Consider the following 20,472-nt stretch of genomic DNA (forward strand, 5'->3'; position numbering starts at 1 on the left):
CCTCATACCATGGCGAGACGCGCGGCGCCAATCATCACCGCACCCGCTTGACGAACACCCCGTCGGGGCGGCGTTCCGACTGGAAGTTCGGCACCGCCTGGATCAGGTCGGACAGGCGCTGATAGCCGTAATTGCGGGTGTCGAAGCTGGACCGGTTGCCGGCGAGCTGCCCCATGGCGGACAGGCTGACATAGCCCTTTTCGTCTCGCTTTACCGATTGATAGGCGTCGATTAGCAGCGCGATCAGTTCGGGATCGATCGGCTTCTTCACCCGCGGCGTGCCGGCGATCGATGGGGGCAGCGAATCGCCGATCGGGACGTCGACGTTCGTCGGCTTTGGCGTCGCTGCGGTGGTGCCAGCGGTGGCTTCCGCCTTGGCATCGCTTACCAGCGCGCCGACGTCGATGAAGCGGGTACAGGCCTGTTTGAACGCCTCGGGCGTCTTGGCATTGCCGAAGCCGTAGACGGGAATGCCGTCCTGCCGGATGCGCATGGCGAGCGGCATGAAGTCGCTGTCCGACGACATGATGCCGAACCCGCCGATCCGGCCGCGGAACAGCAGGTCCATCGCGTCGATCGTCATCTTCATGTCGGTGGCGTTCTTGCCCTTGGTCAGGTCGAACTGCTGCTGCGGCTCGATGCCGTGCTTCACCGTCATGTCGCGCCAGCCCTTCAGCGCGGGCTTCGACCAATTGCCGTAGACACGGCGGATATTCACCGTGCCGAGCTCGGCGAGCACGGTCAGGACGGGGTCGATCGCGTGCCACGAGGCATTGTCGGCGTCGATCAGCAGGGCGATGTTACGGGTCGGCTCTTCCATGCGCGCGAGCCTTGCGGGGCGGGGCGGCGGGGTCAACCGCTATTGCGGGTAGCCTGCGGGAAACGACCTTCGCCCGATGGCGCGAGGCCTGTCGAAGAGTACGCGCTTGCACGGGCTGGGCCCAGCCGTCGCCGGGGTGTGGGATGTTCGAGGTGCGTAGATCGCCGCCTAGCGGTTCGGCCCGCGATCAACGGGCTGCGCCTGACCGTGGTCTATGTCGTCCTGCTTGGTCACGCGGTCATGGCCATCGGGATCGTCGATCGCTCGCGTCAGGTCGTCCTGACTGCCGACGTCTTGCGCCAGTGCGCCGCCCGCCGATCCGGCATCGGCCCCGCCCGCCGGGATCATACCCTCGATCAGGTCGCGGTCATCTGTTTCGCGCGCGGTGTCGGTGCGGGGATTGTCTGCCATGTCTGCTCTCCTGTGATGACTTCAACGGGGGAGCAGCGGCCAACGTTCCTCACTCTGCCGGGTAAGTAACGGCAATCACCTCATATTCCTTTTCGCCCGCGGGCAGTAGCACGCGACGCAAGTCGCCCACCGTCGCCCCGCGCAGCGCCCGTGCGATGGGCGCGTTCCAGCCGACGCGGCCGGCACCGGCCTCCGCCTCGTCGTCGCCCACCAGGGTCAGCACGCGTTGATTGTCGTCCTCGTCGGCGATCGTCACGGTCGCGCCGAACCACACACGGCTGCGATCTTCGGCGCGGGCCGGATCGATCACCTTGGCTGCCTTCATCCGCTTTGCCAGCCAGCCGAGCCGCCGGTCGATCTCGCGCAGCCGTTTGCGGCCGTAGATATAGTCGCCATTCTCCGAGCGATCGCCGTTGCCCGCCGCCCAGGCGATCGTCTCGACCAGCGCCGGGCGCTCGGTCGCGAACAGTCGATCGTATTCGCCGCGCAGGGCCGCATAGCCCGCGGGCGTGATGTAATTGGGGCGCTGTTCCATGCCGCTCAGCCCGGCCGCCCCTTGCCCAGATACCAGCTGAGGTTGGCAGGCCCCCTGGACTTGGCGTGCGCCGGGCTCATCAGATCGTAGACGACGGCATTTTCCAGCACGCGCTGCACGTAATTGCGGGTTTCCTGATACGGGATCGCCTCGATCCAGTCGACCATGTCGACCGCGCCCGAGCGGGGGTCGCCATTCGCGCGCAGCCACTTGTTCACGTTGCCGCCGCCCGCGTTATAGGCGGCGATGGCGAGCGGATAGCTGCCGTAATTGGCGAAGACGCGCTGGAAATAGCTCGATCCCAGCATGATCGACATATTGGGGTCGGTGGTCAGCGATGCCTGATTATAGGCGAGGCCGATCTTCCCCGATTGCTCGCGCGCGGTCGCCGGCATCAGCTGCATCAGGCCGCGCGCACCGGCATGGCTCACCGCGGCGCGATCGAACTGGCTTTCCTGGCGGGAAATCGCATGGATCAGGGTCCAATTGTCCTCATAGCCCGCAGGCACGCTCACCGTCGGGAAACCGGTCGCCGAATAATCGCTCAAGCCGTTCTGCATGGCGCTCCGCCCGACCATCACGCCCAAATCCGGCCGCCCGATCTGGCGAGACAGGTCGGCGGCCAGCACGTGATCGGTGTCGGTCGTCGCATCCGCAGCGATCTGGCGGACGAAGGCGGTCTGATCCTGATACTGGCCGATCATGCCCAGGAAACGCGCCGCGCGCACCGTCTCGCGGTCCGCGAACGCCTGTCGCACGGCAGGCGCCACGGCGAGCGCGGGGACGGCGGGCGGCGCCGTCAGCGGCCGGCCGGTCCGCTCGAGCGCCAGTTGCCCGTAAAATTGGTCGCGATAGCCCGCAGCCCGGGCGTAATAGCCGGCCGCCTCGGCCGACTTACCCGCCGCCTCCGCGGCACGGCCTGCCCAATAGAAGCCCTTCGCCCGCGTCTGCGGCGACTGGCTGCCACGGCCGTAGCGTTCGAACATCACCATCGCATCCGCCGGCCGCGACAACTGCTTCAGCGCGACCTGCCCGGCGAGCCAGGCGAGGCTCGTATAATCGTCGCGTTCGCCATAGGGCTTGGTCGATACGTCGGTGCCCGCCGGATAGGCATCGTCGATCTGTCGCGCGATGTCATAGGCAAGCTGATATTGGTTGTCGGCGTTGGCGGCACGGGCGTTGGTCAGCAGCACCTCATACCATTTTTCGACATTGCCCGGCCGGCTGGCGAGGCTGCGCGGCCGCGCGAGCCATGAGCGCGCCGTGGGGGAGGCGCCAGCACCCCGCAGATAGCTTGCCCGGTCGGCAATATAGCCCGGATCGCTCGCGAACTGATCTTGCGTCGTCATCGCCAGAGTCGCGGCATTGGCCGCATTGCTGCGGAAGGCGAGCCGCGCCTCGAACGCCGGACGCTTTGCGGGGCTGGTGAAGCCGATCTGCCGCGCGGCGACGCCGGTCGCATTCTGCCACAACAACGCGTCCATCCGCCCGTCCTGATCGTCGGGCGTCAACGCGCTGCCGAAGCCCGACAGCACCGCTGATTCATCATCCGCCGATAGCACGCCCTTGCGCCACGCGGCGCGGGCGGCGGCCTGCGCGTCCGCCGTTCGGCCGAGCGATTGCAGGGCACGCGCCTGCGCGACGAGGCCGGTGGCGGTCAGCGGCGGGAAGCGGGTGAAGAAGGCGACGACGCTGGTCGGGCTGGCGGTCGCCGCCTTGCGCTCGGCGGCGCGGCGGTTCGCCGCTTCGTTCGGCCAGCCGGGATGCGCCATCAGGAAGCCGGCATAGCTGTCGAACGGAAAGGCGTCGGTCTGGCCGATCGACTTCCACTGCGCCAGCGCGGCGGCGATCGCTCCGTCCGCCGGCGTCTGCGGCGCCTGCGGCGACATGTTCGCCATCTGCGTCCGATAGCGGTCGAGCGCGTCGGGCACCGACGCGGACGGGGTGGTCTGCCCGTCCTGTTGCGGCGCGGCGGAGACACCGGCCAGGGTGGCGAGGAGCAAGCTGACGGGCAGGGTGGCGGAGTGCATGTGGACATCATAGGGCCTGCGCCCGTATCTGTCCTGAACGAAACGCTGCATCGGACGCAGCAGGAGCGCGCATTACCTCATGTTTTCAGGTTCGATTCCCGCCCTCGTCACGCCCTTCACCGATGACGGCCAGTTCGACGAGGCCGCCTATCGCGCGCTGGTCGACTGGCAGATCGCGGAAGGCTCATCGGCGCTCGTGCCCTGCGGCACCACGGGGGAGGCGGCAACGCTGACCGCCGAGGAGCATTTCCACATCGTCGGTGTCTGCGTCGATCAGACCGCCGGCCGCGTGCCGGTGATCGCCGGCGCCGGATCGAACGACACGGTGGTCGCTGCCGCCAACATCGCCCGCGCGAAACAGGCGGGCGCCGATGCCGCGCTGATGGTCCCGCCCTATTACAACCGCCCGAGCCAGGAGGGCATCTTCCAGCATTTCGCCAGGCTGGCGGAGACGGCCGAGCTGCCGATCGTTCTCTACAACGTCCCCGGCCGTACCGTCACCGACATCCAGCCCGCCACGATGGCGCGGATCGTCACTGCCTTCCCCAAGGTGTTTGTCGCGGTAAAGGATGCCAGTGGCGCCATCGCCCGCGTGTCGGCCCACCGCGAAGGCTGCGGCCCGGATTTCGTCCAGCTGTCCGGCAACGACGATATGGCGCTCGCCTTCAACGCGATGGGCGGCAGGGGCTGCATCAGCGTCTCCGCCAATGTCGCCCCGCGACTGTGCGCCGAATTTCAGGCGGCCTGCCAGTCGGGCGATTATGCCGAGGCGCTGGCATTGCAGGACCGCCTGTGGCCGCTCCACGATGCGCTGTTCACCGATGCCTCGCCCGGCCCGGTCAAGTACGCGATGACGTGTATCCGCCCCGATTTCCCCAGGGGACTGCGCCTGCCGATGACCTGGCCGTCCGAGGCTTCGCGGTCTGTGGTGGACGCGGCGCTGGCGCATGCGGGGCTGATTTAAACGCCAGAGGTTTGTAAAGGAGGTTATTGCGATCACCCGTGCAATAGACGATCATCTCAGCAATGGGAGGACCGTCTGTTATGCGGGGTTTTGCGAACCTTCTTAATTTTCGTGGTCGTGACACCAGGGCGCAATTCTGGCCTTATGCCGGCATTGTCGTCTGTTTGATGATAGCGGCTATGATGGTCGTCATGATGCCGCCGATACTGTCCAGCATGGAACGGATGCAGCAATTTGCAAACGAGCATCCCGACCTTGCCCAAGTCACTCAGTCTGGAGCTGGCTACGCTATTCGCGTCGAGGGTTATCATCCCGAGCTAATGCCAGATTTCGCTAACCTATCGTGGGGCATAGCACTGGTAACGGCGATGGGCGTTGCGCTGCTGGCCGCCGCAGTGGCGCGGAGGCTGCGTGACGCCGGTGTCGCTCCCATGTTGGGTGTACTACCTGTGCCGTTCCTGTTCCTCGGAATTGGAGCGATGTCGCGGGTTTTTGCGACGACCGATTCCGCCATGGGGTGGTTCATGCTGCTGTTCGTCAATAACCTGCTATATCTCGGCTCACTGGTGGTATTGATCGTGCTGCTATGCCGCCCCAGCCGAGCGTCCGCGTCGATGGAACGGTAAGGCGCTTCCCTCCGACCCCGCCACACCCTACATCGCGCCCAATGTCGCGTCCCAAGCCCGCCACCTTCGACAAGAAGAAGATCGTCGCCGAGAACCGCAAGGCGCGGTTCGAATACAGCATCGATACCGTCTACGAGGCGGGGATCGCGCTCACCGGCACCGAGGTGAAATCCCTGCGCTTCGGCGAGGGCAGCATCGGCGAAAGCTATGCCGAGGTGCGTGACGGGCAGGTGTGGCTGGTCAACGCCAACGTCCCCGAATTCAGCCACGGGAACCGCTTCAACCACGAGGCCAAGCGCCCGCGTAAATTGCTGCTTCACGAACGCGAGATAAACAAGCTCCACGGCGCCGTCGCGCGCGAGGGCATGACCCTCGTGCCGCTCAGCGTGTATTTCAACGGGCGCGGCCGCGCCAAGGTGGAACTGGCGCTCGCCAAGGGGCGCAAGGATCACGACAAGCGCGCCGCGATCAAGGAGCGGGAATGGAAGCGGGAAGCCGGACGTATCATGCGCGATCGCGGCTGAGCCCGGCGGGGCGCCCCGGCATGATGCACAAGACGTTCGGCTGGTTGCGCGCCAATATGCCGACGCGCGAATCGATGGAATCGAACCGGCTGCTGCGCCCGGTCGCGCATCGCGTGATGGAGCCCGGCCTGTGGCGCTTCAATCGCCGCTCGGTGCCGCGGGGCGTCGCGCTGGGCATGGTGGCGGGATTCCTGTTCCCGGTCGCGCAGATCGCCATTGCCGCGCTGTTCGCGCTGCCGTTCCGCGCCAACGTGCCCGTCGCCGCGCTGACGACGTTCATCACCAACCCCTTCACCACGCCGTTCCTGTGGTTCCTCGCCTATAAGATCGGCAGCTGGATCCTGCACAGCGACGCACCCGCCATCGCCCAGCCCGCGGCGGAGGCCACCGGCTGGCTGCAGACGATCACCGGCGCCTTTCACTGGCTATGGGCGCAGGGCCCCGCCTTTGGCCTAGGCCTCATCGTTTTGACCAGCCTGTGCGCGGTCGTCGGCTATGCCGCGACGGCGCTCGGCTGGCGTCTGTGGATCGCACGCAAGTGGCGGCATCGCCATGCGCATAGTCACAGCGGAAACCATATTTGACGAGGCGTTTTAACTGGTTACAACACTGCCCATCGTGAGTCTGCCAATCCCGGCTTCGCTCACCAGGGACCTTCGATGCGCAAACCGGTTATCGCCGCTCTCCTGCTCGCCTCCGCTGCATCCGGCGTAGTTTACGCCCAAAGCACTCGCCCGACCGCAACCACCACGCCCGCCGCCGCCGGCAAGCCGCAGCTCGGCAGCTTCGGCGTCGACCTGACCGCGATGGACAAGAGCGTCGCGCCGGGCGACGACTTCTACAATTACGTCAACGGCGCCTGGATGGCCCGCACCGAGATCCCGGCCGACCGGTCGAGCTGGGGCGGCTTCGCGATCCTGCGCAACCTGTCCGACGAGCGTACCCGCAAGGTGATCGAAGACGCCGCCGCCAACCCCGGTAGCGATCCCGTCACCGCCAAGATCGGCGACACCTATGCGAGCTTCATGGACGCGGCCGCGATCGAAAAGGCCGGCGCCACGCCGCTCAAGCCCTATCTCGCGAAGATCGCCGCGATCAATTCGCAGACCGATCTCGCCCGCGCCTTCGGCGACGCGACGCGCCACGGCATCGATGTGCCGATCGGCGCCGGCGTGCAGCAGGACCTGAAGGACAATACCGTCTACGCCGTCTATGTCGGCCAGGGCGGCCTGGGCCTGCCGGACAAGGACTATTACCTCAAGGATGATCCCAAGTTCGCCGAGGCGCGGACCAAGTACGTCACCTATATCGCCGACATGATGCGCATGGCGGGCCAGCCCGACCCGCAGGGCGCGGCGCAGCGCATCTACGACCTCGAAAAGCAGATCGCGCAGGTCCATTGGGATCGCGCCGAGCTGCGGCAGGTGGAAAAGGGTTACAACCCGATGCCCGTCGCGCAGCTCGCCACCGCCATGCCCGGCTTCGACTGGAAGGCGATGCTCGACGCGCAGGGCCTGGGCAATCAAAGCCGCGTGATCGTCGGTCAGCCGTCGGCGCAGGCGGGCACCGCCAAGATCGTCGCCGCCACGCCGCTGCCGGTGTGGAAGGAATATCTGGCGTTCCACACGATCTCGAACGCCGCGCCTTTGCTGTCGTCGAACTTCGTCAACACGCAATTCGCCTTCTACGGCACGACGCTGAACGGCACGCCGCAGCTGAAGGATCGCTGGAAGCGCGGTGTCGACCTCGTCAACGGCAGCCTGGGTGAAGCGGTCGGCCAGGTCTACGTCCAGAAGTATTTCCCGCCCGAATCGAAGGCCAAGGCCGACGAACTGGTCCGCAACCTGATTTCGGCAATGGACAAGCGCCTCAACAATCTCACCTGGATGGCGCCCGAGACGAAGCTGAAGGCGCGTGCCAAGCTCGCCGCCTTTACGCCCAAGATTGGCTATCCCGACAAGTTCCGCGATTACACGTCGCTGAAGGTCGTGAAGGGCGACGTGCTCGGCAACGCCGACCGCGTCGCGGAGTTCGAATACAATCGTCAGCTCAACAAGATCGGCAAGCCGGTCGACCGCAGCGAATGGTTCATGACGCCGCAGACGGTGAACGCTTATGCCAACCCGCTGATGAATGAGGTCGTCTTCCCGGCCGCGATCCTTCAGCCGCCGTTCTTCGACCCCAATGCCGATCCGGCGGTGAACTATGGCGCGATCGGCGCAGTGATCGGCCACGAGCTGAGCCACCACTTCGACGACCAGGGCCGCAAGTTCGATCCCAAGGGCAATTTCTCGGACTGGTGGACGCCGCAGGACGTCGCGCGCTTCAACGCGCTGACCGACAAGGTCGTCGCGCAGTACGGCGCCTATGAGCCGATCCCGGGCACGCACGTGAACGGCAAGCTGACGCTGGGCGAGAACATGGCCGACCTCGCCGGCATCAACGTCGCGTACGACGCGTACAAGCTGTCGCTGAAGGGCAAGCCGGCGCCCGTCATCGACGGTTACACCGGCGACCAGCGCTTCTTCATGGGCTTCGGCCAGGTCTGGCAGACCAAGGCGCGGGAGGCCTCGATCAAGAACCAGCTGACCACCGACCCGCACACGCCGGGCCAGTGGCGCGCCTATGTCGTTCGCAACCTCGACGCCTGGTATCCGGCGTTCAACGTGAAGCCGGGCCAGAAATTCTATCTGGCCCCCGCCGATCGCATCAAGATCTGGTGATCCTGCCGCCGCCGCCCGCGACCAACCGCGGGCGGCGGTTTTGTTTTGGCACGAACCCGCGTTGGCTCTATCACCTTCCTAACCACCCGTTCGCCCTGAGCCTGTCGAAGGGCGGGGCGCCCCACTCGGGCGCTTTGCCCGCGGAGAGCCGCCCTTCGACAGGCTCAGGGCGAACGGAATGAAACGTACTCCGTCGCGATCTGCACAGCAGACCGACCCATCGGGGAGAGACCATGAAGACCTATCTCATCGCTGGCCTGCTCGGCGCCTCGGCGCTTGCCGGCGCCGTCTATGCACAGCAGGCGCCCACGGCCGCCGCAGCGGGCAAGCCGCAGATCGGCGCCTTCGGCTTCGACGAAACGGGCATGGACCGCAGCATCGCGCCGGGCGACGATTTCTATAATTACGCCAACGGCACCTGGGCGAAGACGACTGCCATCCCCGCCGACAAGTCGAGCTTCGGCGCCTTCGACACGCTCGCCGATCTGTCGCGCGATCGCACCAGGGGCATTCTGGAGGCCGCGGCCAAGCAGCCGGGCTCCAAGATCGGCACGGCCTACGCGACCTATCTCGACACCGGCGCGATCGAGGCGAAGGGTCTTGCGCCCATCAAGCCGTGGCTCGACACGATCAAGCGTGCGACCAAGGCGAATTACGCCTCGCTGCTCGCGCAGGCGGACCGCAACGGCGTCGCCATTCCGTTCGGCAGCGGTGTCGGCCAGGACGACAAGGCGCCCGAAACCTATGTCGTCGAGATGCGCCAGTCGGGCCTCGGCCTGCCCGATCGCGACTATTACCTGCAGGAAAAGAACGCCAAGGAGAAGGCCGCCTATGATGCGCACCTGACCAAGGTGCTGACGCTGGCGGGCGAGCCCAATGCCGCGGAGCGCGCCAAGGCGATCGTCGATTTCGAAACGCAGATCGCTGAGGTCAGTTGGAGCCGCGTCGACAGCCGCGACGCCAACAAGACCTATAACAAGATGACGGTTGCGCAGCTGGTGCAGAGCGCGCCGGGCTTCGACTTCGTCACCTATCTGAAGGGCGTCGGCACGCCCGTCGATTCGCTGATCGTGTCGCAGCCGAGCGCCGTCACCGGCATCGCGAAGCTGATCGGCGCCGCGCCGATCGGCGTGTTGCAGGATCAATTGCTGGTCCGCAGCCTGGACGGGTTTGCGGGTGTGCTGCCGAAGGCGTTCGACGACGAACAATTCGCCTTCTACGGCACCACTTTGTCGGGCACGCCGCAGCAGGAAGATCGCTGGAAGCGCGCGGTCGGCTTCACCAGCGGCGCGCTGTCGGACGAGGTCAGCAAGCTGTACGTCGCGCAATATTTCCCGCCCGAAACCAAGGCGTCGGCTGACCAGCTGGTCAAGAACGTCATTGCGGCGATGGGCAAGCGCATCGACAAGCTCGAATGGATGGCGCCCGAGACGAAGGTGAAGGCGCACGCCAAGCTCGCCGCCTTCACGCCGAAGATCGGCTATCCGAGCCAGTGGCGCGATTATAGCAACCTCAAGATCGTCAAGGGCGACGCCTTCGGCAACGCCCTGCGCGCGCGCCAGTGGGGTCACGAATATAACATCAGCCACCTCGGCAAGCCGTTGCAGCGCTGGGAATGGGGCATGACCCCGATGACGGTGAACGCTTATGCCAATTTCGGCATGGTCGAGATCGTCTTCCCCGCCGCGATCCTGCAACCGCCGTTCTTCGATCCGAAGGCGGACCCGGCGGTGAACTACGGCGGTATCGGCGCGGTGATCGGCCATGAGCTGAGCCACCATTTCGACGACCAGGGGTCGAAGTATGACGCGCACGGCCAGCTGACCGACTGGTGGATGCCGGAGGACGTGACGCGCTTCAAGGCGCTCACCCAGCGCCTCGTCGACCAGTATAACGCCTACGAACCGCTGCCCGGCATGCACGTCAACGGCGCGCTGACGCTGGGCGAAAATACCGCCGACCTCGCCGGCCTGTCGGTCGCCTATGACGCGTACAAGGCGTCGTTGGGCGGACGCGAGGCGCCGGTGATCGACGGCCTGACCGGCGACCAGCGCTTCTACCTCGGCTGGGCGCAGGTTTGGCGTCGCAACTATCGCGAGGCGAACCTGAAGCAGCGGCTGATGACCGATCCGCACAGCCCGTCTCAGCAGCGCGCCTGGGTCGTCCGCAATCTTGATCCCTGGTACGGCGCCTACAAGCCCGCGCCGGGTGGCAAGCTGGTACTGACGCCCGACCAGCGCGTCCGTATCTGGTGATACCGTCCCGCTTCCCCTGGCGTGCCGGGGGAAGCGGGGCCACCAACACCGCCGTTCGCCCTGCACCTGTCGAAGGGCAGGTCACCACAAGCATCGTCCCGCAGGTCGAAACCCGTGCTTCGACAGGCTCAGCATGAACGGCCATGGGGCGCGGGAGCAATCCCACTACACCAATCGCTTGACGCGCCCCGCCCGATCCCGCGATGACGGGCGGGCATGGCCTCGCTCCCCCTTTCGACACATCTGAACCCCACCCGGGCCGCGGCGCTCGTCGCCGGCGCTGCGACGGTGGCGGCCGCTGCGCTGGTGCTGTGGCTGGTCGGCAGCATCGTCGCCGCGGCGGGGTTCGTCGCCACGGGGATCGTGGCCGCAGGCGCGGTGATCGCGTGGCGGATGCTGGCGCCGGCCAGGGTCACGGCGACACAGACGATCGACTGGGCCTTCACCCGCGCGGTCGCGCAGGCGAGCACCGACGCCGTGGCGATCACCGATCGCGCCGGCCGCCTCGTCTGCGCCAACGACGCCTATGAGGCTCTGTTCGAAGGCTTTCCGACCCCGCCCGGCCTGCCGCTGGCGGGGGAGGGCGTCGCCGAGCTCGGCAACGCCGGCCGGATCGCCTGGCGCGACGGGCGCGGCGAGGTACGGGGCCTTCGCGCCGGGCCACACCGGCTGACCGCAGAGATCGCGCGTGCGGGCGATGAGGGCGACATGCTCGTGTGGCGGTTCGCCATCGTCAGGCAGCACGATGCCGCCGCTTCCACCGAAGCGCTGGTCACCGGGGCGATGGGCGAACGGCTCGGCACGTCCGGCGTCATGGCGGCGCTGCTGGGGAGCGACGGCCGCGTCCGCGCCGCCAACCGCCTGCTTGCCCGACGCGCGATCGCCGCCGACACGGGGCTGGATGGGCGCGACTTCGCGCGGCTGCTCATCACCGACAGCCGCGGCCTCGTCCGTTTCGAGCGCGAGGGGCTGGACGGCACGCCGTTGCGCGTGGTGGAGATCCCCTTCACCGATATTCCCGACGCGCCGACGCTGATTGCGCTGCTCGATGACGTGGACACCGCCCCGGCGATCGGAGCCAGCGCCTCCGAACATGTGCGCAGCCTCGTCAGCCTGATGCCGTTCGGCATGGCGCTCGTCGATCGCGAGGGCCGCTTCCTCCAGATGAACGACGCCTTTGTGCGCGCGGCCGGCGTCGATCCTGCCGCGGCGCCGCTCTATCCGGGGGATCTGGTGGTGCGTGAGGACAAGGCGGCGGTCGCCGACGCGATCCGGCGCTTCGCCAGCGGCGCGACGCATTCGTCGGACATGGCGGTGCGACTGAAGGATCATCCCGACGAACCCGTCGCGCTCACCATCGCCGGTGCCCGCGGCCTCGGCGATGCGGCGGTGCTGCTCAGCCTCAAGGACAATAGCGAGGAAAGCCGCCTGAAGCGCGAGGTGGCGCAGGCGACCAAGATGCAGGCGGTCGGCCAGCTCGCCGGCGGCGTCGCACACGATTTTAACAACATCCTCACCGCGATCATCGGCCATTGCGATCTGATGATGATGCGCCATTCGCCGGGCGACAGCGATTACGACGACATCCAGCAGATCCGCACCAATTCGAACCGCGCCGCCAGCCTGACGCGCCAACTGCTCGCGTTCAGCCGCCAGCAGACGCTGCGCCCGCAGACGCTGCAACTGCCCGACGTGGTGGCGGAGGTGTCCAACCTTCTGAAGCGGCTGATGGGCGAACAGATCCGCCTCGACGTCAGCCATGGCCGCAATCTCGGCGCCGTGCGCGCCGATCCGGGGCAGCTCGAACAGGTCGTCGTCAATCTCGCGGTCAATGCGCGCGACGCGATGCTGGCGCATAATCCGCGCGGTGGCGGTACGCTGACCATCCAGACACGCAGCGTCACCGCGGCGGACGTGCGGGCGATGGGCACCGACATCCTGCCGGTCGCCGATTACACCGCGCTGATCGTCAGCGACACCGGCGGCGGGATTCCGCCCGACGTGCTGCCGAAGATCTTCGAACCCTTCTTCACCACCAAGGAAGTGGGCAAGGGCACTGGCCTTGGCCTGTCCACCGTCTACGGCATCGTCAAACAGTCGGGCGGCTGGATTTTCGCCGATACGAAGCCGGGGCAGGGGGCGACCTTCAGCATCTACCTGCCGGTCCACGCCGCAGGCACCGCGACCCGCGCACCTGCGCCGCGGGCGCCCGCCAAGCCGGTCGAGGTCTGGGGCACCGGCACCATCCTGCTCGTCGAGGACGAGGATATGGTCCGCGCCGTCGCCGAACGCGCGCTGACGCGGCAGGGCTATACGGTGATGACCGCGGAGAATGGCGAGGCGGCACTGGAACTGCTCGATCGAAACGGCCGGCCAGACCTGCTCATCAGCGACGTGGTGATGCCGACGATGGATGGCCCCACGATGGTCCGCCACGCGCGCGACCGCTACCCCGACCTGCCGATCATCTTCATGTCCGGCTATGCCGAGGAGCAATTGCGCAAGTCGATCGACCTCGACAACGTCGCCTTCCTGCCCAAGCCCTTCAGCGTGCAGCAATTGGCGGAAGCCGCGCGCGACGTCCTCACGACGCGGTAGCACACCGTTACAAACGAGTGGTTGTCAGCGTGTAACAACCACGGGTAAGGGCTGGGGCATGTCTGCGCTCACCCAGATCCTCATCGTCGAGGACGAACCGCTCATCGCGATGATGCTCGAGGATTTCCTCGAGGTGCTCGACAAGACGCCGGTCGGCACCGTCGACACGGTGGCCGGCGCCTTGGCGCGGGTGGAGGACGGCGGCATTGACGCCGCGATCCTCGACGTCAACCTGCGCGGCGGTGAGAAGAGCACGCCCGTCGCCGAAGCGCTCGCCGCACGCGACATTCCGTTCGTGTTCGCGACCGGCGGCAGCGACGACAGCGTCGACAGCCGCTTTCGCGATCGTCCAGTGCTGCAAAAGCCCTTCACGATGGACGGCGTCGCCAAGGCTCTCGCCGCGCTGTAACGCCCTTCGTCCGGCATGACGCATTTGTCACCGGAACGATTGACCGCCCCATCGCATTGGTAGCGTCGATTCCGGACGCAACGATGGGGCAAGGTGCATGGCAGATAATCCGATCGCGGTGGTGACCGGCGGCGAGTCCGGTATCGGGGCGGCGTGCGTCGCCGCCCTCGCAAAGGCGGGCGCGCGCGTCGTCTTCACCTATTTCCGCGATGCGGACGCCGCCACCAAGGTCACCGAGGCCGCGGGCGCCGATCGAGTCCACGCGATCCAGTGCGACGTATCAAGCGAAGACGCGGTCGAGGCGCTGTTTGCCGACACCGAACGCCGCTTCGGCACTGCCACGTGGCTGGTCAACTCCGCGGGCCTCAACATGAGCGGCACCAAGCTGGTCGACATGCCGCTCGACCATTTCGACCGCGTCATCCGCTCCGATCTCTACGGCCCCTTCCTGACCTGCCGCCGATTCGTGCGCGCCGCCGAAAAGGCCGGGCAGGGCGGGCGGATCGTCAACATATCCTCGATCCACGAACGCGCGCCGCGGCCGGGCGGCGTGGACTATGACGCAGCGAAGGGCGGCTTGGCCCAGCTTACGGCGACGCTGGCCCTCGAACTGGCGCCCGCGAAGATCGCGGTCAACGGCGTCGCGCCCGGCATGATCCTGACGCCGATGAACGAACAGGCGATGGAGGATGCCTCCTATCGCCAATCGCTCGAGGCCAATATTCCCTGGGCGCGGGCCGGCAAGCCCGAGGAGGTCGCGACGCTCGTCGCTTTCCTGCTCTCGCCCGCCGCGGATTACATCACCGGGACGACCGTCACGATCGACGGCGCGCTCAGTCTGGTTATCGCGCAGGGGGCCTGACCGATGCCGACCTATGCCGTCGAAGCGCTCGACGACGTCACGATCGCGCCCGGTTCGCCGCTCGATGGCATGGACCTGATGAGCCCCTTCGTCTGGCGCGAGGAGGGGCGTTATCGCATGCTGGTGCGCGGCGTCCCCGACCCGCTCGGACCGAACGATCCGACCGGCCTGATTGCCAGCGGGTGGAGCGATGACGGCCTGAGCTTCACGCTGGACGATCATATCGCCATCGCCCCGGGCAGCGATCCGACGGACCCGGACGCGGGGGGCTGCGAAGACCCGACGGTGCTCAGGACCGACGATGGCACTTATGTCGTCTATTACACCGGCGTGGACGCCAAGCGCAGCCAAGGCGTCATGATTGCCGCGACCGGCCCGTCGCTCGATACGCTGACCAAGCGCCGCGTTGTCCTCGCCGCACCCGAAGGCGAGGGCAATATCAAGGAGGCGACCTTCGCCCCGACACCGCACGACGGCTGGCGGCTGTTCTACGAATATGCCGCGGCGGAGGAAAAGGGCGTCGGCGCGTCGCGCGTTGGCATCGCCCGCGCGGACCAGCTTGGCGATCCCTGGACGTCGCTCGACGATCCGTTTCCGATCCGGCCAAAATCCTGGGACAATTGGCACCTGTCCACCGGCCCGATCTGCCAGCTGCCCGGTGCCGATCCGGTGATGTTCTACAATGGCGCGACGCTCGATGCGCGCTGGCGGATCGGCTGGATCAGTTTCTCGCCGGACTTCTCGGCCGTCACCCGTCGCGGTATCGAACCGCTGATCCTGCCGCCGCCGCCGGAAGATCGCGCCAAGACTGATATCGCCTTCGCCGCGTCAACAATCGTCGAGAACGACATGATATCGCTGTATTTCTCGATCGAGGATCGCATTCTTCGTCGGGCGCGCGTGCGATATTACGCGTAACAAGCTTGCGCAGATGGGGGCTTTCGCGACATAGGGCGTCGTCATGACCCAGTTCGACAAAACCCGCCTGCCCAGCCGTCACGTCTCCGTCGGCCCCGAACGCGCGCCCCATCGCAGCTATTATTATGCGATGGGCCTCAGCGAAGAGGATATCGCCAAGCCCTTCGTCGCGTTGGCGAGCGCCGGTAACAATTCGGCGCCGTGCAACACGACGCTCAACGCCCAGGCCGATGCCGCGCAGGCGGGCGTGATCCAGGGCGGCGGCATGCCGCGCCGGTTCAACACGATCACCGTCACCGACGGCATCGCCATGGGCCATCAGGGCATGAAGGCTAGCCTTGTCAGCCGCGAAGTCATCGCCGATTCGGTCGAGGTGTCGGTCCGCGGCCATTGCTATGACGCGCTTGTCGGCTTTGCCGGTTGCGACAAGTCGTTGCCCGGCATGATGATGGCGATGCTGCGCCTCAATATCCCATCGATCTTCGTCTATGGCGGATCGATCCTGCCGGGCCGCTTCCACGACCGCGACGTCACCGTCGTCGACGTGTTCGAGGTCGTCGGCAAATACGCCGCCGGTGCGTGTCCGTTGTCCGAAGTGCATGAGCTGGAAAAGGTCGCCTGCCCGGGGCACGGTGCATGCGGTGGTCAGTTCACCGCCAACACCATGGCCTGTGTTGGCGAGGCAATCGGTTTATCGCTTCCGAACAGCAACATGGTACCAGCTCCTTACACCACGCGTGAGCAGATCGCCGTGGCCGCGGGCGCACAGGTGATGGAGCTTGTCGCGCGCAACCTGCGCCCGCGCGATATCTGCACGCGCGAAGCCTTCATCAACGCCGCGCGCGTCGTCGCCGCGACCGGCGGCTCGACCAATGCCGCGCTTCACCTGCCGGCGATGGCGAACGAAGCCGGCATCGATTTCGACCTGTTCGACGTTGCAGAGGCTTTCAAAACAACGCCTTACATCGCAGACCTCAAACCCGGAGGTCAGTATGTCGCCAAGGACATGCATGAGGCCGGCGGCGTCTACATGCTGATGAAGACGATGCTCGCCGGCGGTTTCCTCGACGGCAATTGCATGACCGTCACCGGCAAGACGCTTGGCGAGAATATCGATCAGGTGACGTGGAACCCGGACCAAAAGGTCATCTACGATATCGCCACGCCGATCACGCCGACCGGCGGTGTCGTGGGTCTGCGCGGCAGCCTCGCCCCCAATGGCGCGATCGTGAAGGTCGCGGGCATGCACCGCCTGCAATTCGAAGGCCCGGCGCGGTGCTTCGATTGCGAGGAAGACGCTTTCGCCGCCGTCGAAGCGCGCGCGATCAACGAGGGCGAGGTGATCGTCATCCGCTACGAAGGGCCGAAAGGCGGCCCGGGCATGCGCGAAATGCTGTCGACCACCGCAGCGCTCTACGGCCTCGGCATGGGCGAAAAGGTCGCACTGATCACCGATGGCCGCTTTTCGGGCGGCACGCGCGGCTTCTGCATCGGCCATGTCGGGCCGGAGGCGGCAGAGGGCGGCCCGATCGCCCTGGTCGAGGACGGCGACATGATCCGCATCGACGCCGAGGCGGGCACGATCGATCTGCTGGTCGACGACGCCACGCTCGACGCGCGCCGCGCCGCCTGGACGCCGCGCGTGAACGATTACGGCGCGGGCGCATTGTGGCGCTATGCCCAGAACGTCGGTCCCGCCTTCCAGGGCGCTGTCACCCACCCCGGCGCAAAGGCCGAACGCCACGTCTATGCGGACATCTGATCGCTCGCGGGCGGTGGGCCGGGTGGTGGCGGGAACGGCACTGCTTCTGCTTGCCGCCTGCGGTGATCGTGGTGCCGACACAGCGAATACCCAGGCGCTGACCAAGGCGGAAAGCGATCAGCGTCGCGCCGCGGACGACGCAGACCTGATCCTCTGCGCGCACGGCAGCGACGCGTTGCGGCGAACTTGCACGGTGGAACGGACGCGGGAGGATCGCGGATTGGTCCTCACCGTCCGCCACGACGACGGCGGTTTTCACCGCTTGCGCGTAACGCAGGACGGCCGCGGCGTCATCGCGGCCGACGGCGCAGAGGCGGCGCGCGTCTCGATTATCGATCCGCAGTCGATCGAGGTGGCGATCGGCAGCGATCGCTACCGCTTGCCCGCGACGATCGCATCGACACGATGATCCCGCCCGAAGGCCAGCCGATCCTGACCGCAGCGCAGATGCGCGCTGCGGAAGACGCCGCCGTTGCGTCGGGCATTTCCGTCGAGACGCTGATGCAACGCGCAGGCGAAGGCATTGCCGCTGCCGCGCGCCGTCTGACCGCAGGTGCCGACGTGCTCGTGCTCTGCGGACCTGGCAACAACGGCGGTGACGGCTATGTTGCTGCATCGGTTCTGCAACGTTTCGGCCTCAGCGTACGCGTCGCGGCGGGGGAGGACCCCCGCACGCCGGCTGCCCGCACGGCGCGTCGGGGCTGGCAGGGCGACGTCGAGCCGCTGAACACGGCACGGCCCGCGCCGGTTCTGGTCGATTGCCTGTTCGGCACGGGGCTGTCGCGACCGCTGCCCCGCGCCACCGACGCAGCGTTGGCGCGCCTTGCCCGCGCAGCGCAGATCGTGATCGCCGCCGATCTGCCCAGCGGCGTCGATGCCGACACGGGCGCCGTGTCCGATTGGGTCGCGGCACATCCCGCGACGCTCACTCTTGCGCTCGGCGCCCTCAAGCCCGCGCATGTCCTCGAACCGGCGGCCAGCGCCTGTGGCACGATCCGCCTGATCGACCTGGGTCTCAGCGAGCGACCCGCCGACTGTGTCGTCGCAACGCCGCCGCATCTGCCACAGCCCGGGCCCGAGTCGCACAAATATACGCGCGGCATGGTCGCCGTGGTCGTCGGCGCGATGGAAGGCGCCGCGCGGCTCTCCGGCATCGCCGCCCTGCGCAGCGGAGCGGGCTATGTCGCGCTCTATGGCGACGGCGGCCGCGGTGGTCCCGACGCGCTCGTTCACCGCCCCTTTGATGCCGACGCGCTGACCGACCCGCGGATTGGCGCTATCCTGATCGGTCCGGGGCTGGGACGCGACGACGACGCACGGCAGCGCTTGAAGGCGCTAATCGCCGCCGACGATCACGCACTGGTCGTCGATGGCGACGCGCTGCACCTGCTCGACCCGGACACGCTTGCCGGGCGGTCCCACCCCGTCATCCTGACACCGCACGCGGGCGAGTTCAAAGCCCTGTTCGGCGAAATCGCGGGTTCCTTGGTCGATCGCGCGCGTACGGCAGTGCGGCGCACCGGCGCCGTCGTCGTTTTGAAGGGCCCCACGACCATCGTCGCCGCGCCCGCTCGCACCATCGTGCATCCGCGCGGCAACCCCTGGCTGTCGACCGCCGGCACCGGCGACGTGCTGGCCGGCGCGATCGCGGCGCGACTTGCCCATGCCGGCACCGATCCGCTCGCGGCAGCGAGTGCGGGCGTCTGGCTGCACGCGCAGGCGGCCCGCCGGCTCGGCGCCAGCTTCATCGCCGACGACTTGGCAAATGCGCTGACGCCCGTCAGGGCGGGCGGATGACCGATTCCGATACGATTCTGCCCCCCGATACGATTGTCCGCGTAGCCGCGCGTGGTGATGGCGTCACTGCCAACGGTCGCCATGCCGCCTTCGCGGCGCCCGGCGATCTGCTCGGCCCCGAAGGTACGCTGACCCACGGCCCGCATCACCAGACGCCGCCGTGCCGCCATTTCCCGGAATGCGGCGGCTGCCAGCTCCAGCATCTCGACGACGAATCCTACGCCGCCTTCGTCACCGATCGCGTTGCCAGCGCGCTGGACGCGCAGGGGCTGACCGCGCCGTTGCGCGCGCCGCTCGTCTCGCCGCCGCAAACCCGCCGCCGCGCGACGCTGCATGTCGAGAGCAAGGGCGGCCGTATCCTGCTGGGCTTCTCCGCCGAGAAGAGCCACGCCATCGTCGACGTGCGCGAATGCCACATCCTCGCGCCAGAACTGTTCGCGGTGGTCGCGCCGCTCCGCGCCTTGCTGCAGAAGCTCGGTTTCAAGCGCCGCGGCGACGTCCACCTGACCCTGTCCGATCAGGGCCCCGACATCCTCGTCACAAACCTGTCCGCAGACGGCCTTGCCGCCGCGGAGACGATCACGGCCTTTTGCGAGCGACACGGCATCGCCCGCTTCACGCTCGACAGCGGCGACGGGTTCGAAACGCGCTGGGAGCCGCAGCCGGTGACCATCACGCTCGGCGGGCACCCCGTGCCGCTGCCGCCCGCATCGTTCCTGCAGGCGACGCAGGAAGGCGAGGATGCGCTGGTCGCCGCCATGCGCGAAGCGACCAAAGGCGCGGGCACGATCGCCGATCTGTTCGCGGGCCTCGGCACCTTCGCCCTCGCCCTGCCGGCGCGAGTGTACGCTGCCGAGGGCGCGCGGGATGCGATCATGGCGCTGAAAGCCGGAGCGGCTCATGGCGGGCGCCCGATCTTCACCGAACATCGCGACCTGTTCCGCCGTCCTCTCACCGTGGCGGAGCTCGACCGCTTCGATGCGATCGTCATCGATCCGCCGCGCGCGGGCGCGCGCGATCAGGCAGAGGCGCTCGCCGCATCCCAGACCAAGGTTATCGGCTATGTTTCGTGCAATCCCAGCAGCTTCGCGCGCGATGCGAAGATGATGGTGGAGGGTGGCTGGCGGATCGACTGGATCCAGCCCGTCGGCCAGTTCCGCTGGTCCACCCACGTCGAACTCGCCGCGCGATTCGTTCGCTAAAGGGTTCGCGCGACGCCGCGAAGAGGTCCTGCCAGG

General features: G+C 67.1%; 18 protein-coding genes. 14 read left to right on the forward strand and 4 right to left on the reverse strand.

The genetic code is table 11. The annotated features are described in order from the left end of the window. Positions 1-34 precede the first annotated feature (34 nt). From ACP7A3_RS00285 to ACP7A3_RS00300, 4 genes are all read right to left on the reverse strand, one after another. Positions 35-820, reverse strand: a complete 786-nt coding sequence (locus ACP7A3_RS00285) for an NYN domain-containing protein (RefSeq protein ID WP_017978994.1) — start codon at positions 818-820, stop codon at positions 35-37. 168 nt (positions 821-988) lie between these two features. Beyond that, positions 989-1,231, reverse strand: coding sequence for a hypothetical protein (locus tag ACP7A3_RS00290; protein WP_426254540.1), 243 nt, complete (start codon positions 1,229-1,231; stop codon positions 989-991). A gap of 49 nt (positions 1,232-1,280) precedes the next feature. Beyond that, on the reverse strand, positions 1,281-1,766 hold the full coding sequence (locus ACP7A3_RS00295; RefSeq protein WP_426254541.1) for a GreA/GreB family elongation factor: 486 nt from the start codon (positions 1,764-1,766) through the stop codon (positions 1,281-1,283). 5 nt (positions 1,767-1,771) lie between these two features. After that, positions 1,772-3,796 carry a lytic transglycosylase domain-containing protein gene (locus tag ACP7A3_RS00300; protein WP_426254542.1) on the reverse strand — a complete coding sequence of 675 codons (2,025 nt, stop codon included), beginning with the start codon at positions 3,794-3,796 and terminating at the stop codon, positions 1,772-1,774. Positions 3,797-3,875: 79 nt separating this feature from the next. Between ACP7A3_RS00300 and dapA the strand changes: the two genes are divergently transcribed. The 14 genes from dapA (at position 3,876) to ACP7A3_RS00370 (ending at position 20,436) form a co-directional block, all read left to right on the forward strand. Then, positions 3,876-4,760 (forward strand): 4-hydroxy-tetrahydrodipicolinate synthase, encoded by an 885-nt coding sequence (gene dapA / locus ACP7A3_RS00305; protein WP_426254543.1) that lies wholly within the window; start codon positions 3,876-3,878, stop codon positions 4,758-4,760. A 179-nt stretch (positions 4,761-4,939) separates the two neighbouring features. Further along, positions 4,940-5,386, forward strand: coding sequence for a DUF805 domain-containing protein (locus ACP7A3_RS00310; protein ID WP_426254544.1), 447 nt, complete (start codon positions 4,940-4,942; stop codon positions 5,384-5,386). 41 nt (positions 5,387-5,427) lie between these two features. Continuing rightward, positions 5,428-5,910, forward strand: a complete 483-nt coding sequence (gene smpB / locus ACP7A3_RS00315) for an SsrA-binding protein SmpB (RefSeq protein ID WP_017978988.1) — start codon at positions 5,428-5,430, stop codon at positions 5,908-5,910. Between the two features lie 20 nt (positions 5,911-5,930). After that, on the forward strand, positions 5,931-6,494 hold the full coding sequence (locus ACP7A3_RS00320; RefSeq protein ID WP_017978987.1) for a DUF2062 domain-containing protein: 564 nt from the start codon (positions 5,931-5,933) through the stop codon (positions 6,492-6,494). A 75-nt stretch (positions 6,495-6,569) separates the two neighbouring features. After that, positions 6,570-8,633: a M13 family metallopeptidase gene (locus tag ACP7A3_RS00325; protein ID WP_426254545.1), complete on the forward strand. Its 2,064-nt coding sequence runs from the start codon at positions 6,570-6,572 to the stop codon at positions 8,631-8,633. Positions 8,634-8,866: 233 nt separating this feature from the next. After that, on the forward strand, positions 8,867-10,888 hold the full coding sequence (locus ACP7A3_RS00330; RefSeq protein ID WP_426254546.1) for a M13 family metallopeptidase: 2,022 nt from the start codon (positions 8,867-8,869) through the stop codon (positions 10,886-10,888). Positions 10,889-11,104: 216 nt separating this feature from the next. Continuing rightward, a complete protein-coding gene (locus ACP7A3_RS00335; RefSeq protein WP_426254547.1) occupies positions 11,105-13,486 on the forward strand; it encodes a response regulator in 2,382 nt (793 codons plus the stop codon). A 58-nt stretch (positions 13,487-13,544) separates the two neighbouring features. Continuing rightward, positions 13,545-13,895: a response regulator gene (locus ACP7A3_RS00340; protein ID WP_017978983.1), complete on the forward strand. Its 351-nt coding sequence runs from the start codon at positions 13,545-13,547 to the stop codon at positions 13,893-13,895. A 97-nt stretch (positions 13,896-13,992) separates the two neighbouring features. After that, the gene (locus ACP7A3_RS00345; RefSeq protein WP_426254548.1) at positions 13,993-14,757 is read left to right on the forward strand and encodes an SDR family NAD(P)-dependent oxidoreductase; all 765 of its coding nucleotides are present in this window, start codon (positions 13,993-13,995) and stop codon (positions 14,755-14,757) included. 3 nt (positions 14,758-14,760) lie between these two features. Beyond that, positions 14,761-15,675 carry a glycosidase gene (locus ACP7A3_RS00350; protein WP_426254549.1) on the forward strand — a complete coding sequence of 305 codons (915 nt, stop codon included), beginning with the start codon at positions 14,761-14,763 and terminating at the stop codon, positions 15,673-15,675. A 43-nt stretch (positions 15,676-15,718) separates the two neighbouring features. Then, positions 15,719-17,437, forward strand: a complete 1,719-nt coding sequence (gene ilvD / locus ACP7A3_RS00355; protein ID WP_426254550.1) for a dihydroxy-acid dehydratase — start codon at positions 15,719-15,721, stop codon at positions 17,435-17,437. Next, positions 17,424-17,846: a hypothetical protein gene (locus ACP7A3_RS00360; protein WP_426254551.1), complete on the forward strand. Its 423-nt coding sequence runs from the start codon at positions 17,424-17,426 to the stop codon at positions 17,844-17,846. Before ilvD ends, ACP7A3_RS00360 begins: the two co-directional genes overlap by 14 nt. Beyond that, positions 17,843-19,234: an NAD(P)H-hydrate dehydratase gene (locus ACP7A3_RS00365; protein WP_426254552.1), complete on the forward strand. Its 1,392-nt coding sequence runs from the start codon at positions 17,843-17,845 to the stop codon at positions 19,232-19,234. Before ACP7A3_RS00360 ends, ACP7A3_RS00365 begins: the two co-directional genes overlap by 4 nt. Next, positions 19,231-20,436, forward strand: coding sequence for a class I SAM-dependent RNA methyltransferase (locus tag ACP7A3_RS00370; protein WP_426254553.1), 1,206 nt, complete (start codon positions 19,231-19,233; stop codon positions 20,434-20,436). The genes ACP7A3_RS00365 and ACP7A3_RS00370 overlap by 4 nt, the downstream gene beginning before the upstream one ends. Positions 20,437-20,472 lie beyond the last annotated feature (36 nt).

Origin of the sequence: Sphingomonas sp. DC5200-1, assembly GCF_049897245.1 — a bacterium.
GTDB lineage: Bacteria > Pseudomonadota > Alphaproteobacteria > Sphingomonadales > Sphingomonadaceae > Sphingomonas > Sphingomonas aquatilis.